Annotated in this window: 4 protein-coding genes; 1 reads left to right on the forward strand and 3 read right to left on the reverse strand. The window is 52.2% G+C overall.

Features of this window, described 5'->3' with window-relative positions; translation table 11 throughout:
* The coding region (locus tag FJ146_19970; protein MBM4254250.1) for an FAD-dependent oxidoreductase at positions 1-337 on the forward strand (337 nt) is incomplete at its 5' end.
* Here FJ146_19970 and FJ146_19975 read toward each other — a convergent pair.
* The 3 genes from FJ146_19975 to FJ146_19985 all read right to left on the reverse strand — a co-directional run.
* Positions 334-750: an activator of HSP90 ATPase gene (locus FJ146_19975; protein MBM4254251.1), complete on the reverse strand. Its 417-nt coding sequence runs from the start codon at positions 748-750 to the stop codon at positions 334-336. The genes FJ146_19970 and FJ146_19975 overlap by 4 nt on opposite strands.
* A 49-nt stretch (positions 751-799) precedes the next feature.
* A complete protein-coding gene (locus FJ146_19980; protein ID MBM4254252.1) occupies positions 800-1327 on the reverse strand; it encodes a hypothetical protein in 528 nt (175 codons plus the stop codon).
* 13 nt (positions 1328-1340) lie between these two features.
* A partial coding sequence (locus FJ146_19985; GenBank protein MBM4254253.1) for an S-formylglutathione hydrolase occupies positions 1341-1889 on the reverse strand: 549 nt, incomplete at its 5' end.

A 1889-nucleotide genomic window follows, 5' to 3' on the forward strand; every position in this document is an offset into this window, starting at 1 on the left:
TGACCATCATTGGTTGGGGGAGGGGACCATTGCTGATCGCCTCTGGCGCTTATACGGGCACGATGCTTTCAGTATCGTGGAATCTATGCGCCGGAGTCCGGACCTACGCACTAAGCTTATCGATGACCAGCCGGTACTCCTGGGTGAGGTTGCCTATATGGCCGACTACGAGATGATTCATCATCTAGACGACCTCTTACGTCGCCGCACGCGACTTAGCCTGGTTGTGCCCAAGGACAAGCTCCGGGACAGTGCCGTACTCAGGAAAGCCGCCACCCTGCTATTCGGTGAACGGGCCGAAATCGAGTGGCAAACCTACTTTGGACCACAGAACTAGAGAGACTCAACGTATTTCTTGAAATTGTTGAGAATAGCCTGCCAACCCTCGCGTTGCATATCAATCGGGTTCTGGCCTTCGGCATCAAAAACGGTTGTTACCTTTGTTGTCTTGCCGACGCCTTCAAATCTGGTCTCAGCAAGGCGTCCGTCGCCCATGCGCAGAGCGATAAAGGACGGTGCCACAAGATCTTCGTAAACTCCCTCAAAATCAAAGCCGAAGGATCCGTCTTTTGCCTCCATGCGTGCTACGTAGCGTCCGCCCTTTTTCAGCTCACTGTTGGCACTTGGGCAACACCAGTCGTCGGATGCAAAGTTCCACTGTGTAATATGCTGGGGGGACGTCCAAGCATTCCAAACCTTTTGGAGTTCCCGCTCGATGGAAGCTTCGATTGTGACTTTGACGAAACTCATGGATAGGTCTTCCTGTTTTTTCCTGTTGGATGAATGATGCGATGTCAGCCTATTCATTCATCAGTTTACCATCAAGCTTACAAAAAGACATGAAGGCAGAGTCGCCCGTAATTTTTGTTTCGAAGTACAAGGCGCGTGTAAACTCCCCACTCAGATCACCGCCTCCCACACGCAAGCTGAGGATATTGCCCTTTTCTGATTGGTCGACGGACGTGGGCTCTAGAGTGAGGTTGAGACTGTGGTAAGTTATCTTCTTGAGCACACCTCGACCCAGGCCGTGCCGCAGGATCCCGTCGGCCGATGCGCAAGTTAGCCTGCCAGTGGGCTGTAGTTGACAGTCTCTTGCCGCTAAATCGAAGTCCAGTACGTTCGATGAGACTTGGGGATGGTCCGCCACCAGGTGAGGTTCGTCGACTTGGAAAAGGATGCGGTCGCCTATCGTCCGAATCTCAAGTGTTTTGGCCGTATAGCCTTTTTCCCGACAAAATATCTGCTCGAATGTCGTGGCTGCTTTGGCTGGTGATAGGCTGATAGCAAAGTGCAGGTTCGTTAGGATCGCAATGACCGCTGTTCTCATAGTTGTCGCCCGTTTAATGGTTTATTTTGTTCACGATAGGCGCCACCGCCTCAGGCAAAAAACTCTGCACAAAGTAGTAGCTATGATCGTAGCCTTCACACCACGTAAGTTTGTGATCCTGTCCAACCTCTCGAGCCAGCTGGCAGAATACTTCTGGTTGAAGCTGCTCACCGAGAAACTCATCACTACCACCTTGAAAGATGCGGATGGTGCCTGGATGGCGGTGACCTGACTTCAGGAGTTCGCAGGCGTCGTAACTAGCCCAGTGATGCGTAGTAGTCTCTCGTTCAGTGCCGCGAGGGCCTAGGTATCCGGTAAATGCCTTGACCCCCCAGGGCACGTGGCTAGGATTTACAATGGGAGCAAAAGCCGTGATGCTTTTAAAGAGGCTAGGGTGTCTCAGACCGAGCACTAAAGCGCCGTGACCACCCATCGAATGTCCCATAAGCGATATGTCTGGCACCCTGAAATGGTCGCGTACGATGCTCGTTATCTCGTGAAGGACGTAGCTGTACATGCGATAGTGGTGGGCATAGCCCTCAGTCGTAGCATCCAGGTAAAA

The organism is Deltaproteobacteria bacterium, assembly GCA_016874735.1.
Classification (GTDB): domain Bacteria; phylum Bdellovibrionota_B; class Oligoflexia; order Oligoflexales; family CAIYRB01; genus CAIYRB01.

Excerpts from the sequence above, each read along its gene's own strand:
- FJ146_19980 (MBM4254252.1), bottom strand. The coding sequence starts at position 1,327 with ATGAGAACAGCGGTCATTGCGATCCTAACGAACCTGCACTTTGCTATC.
- FJ146_19975 (MBM4254251.1), bottom strand. The coding sequence starts at position 750 with ATGAGTTTCGTCAAAGTCACAATCGAAGCTTCCATCGAGCGGGAACTC.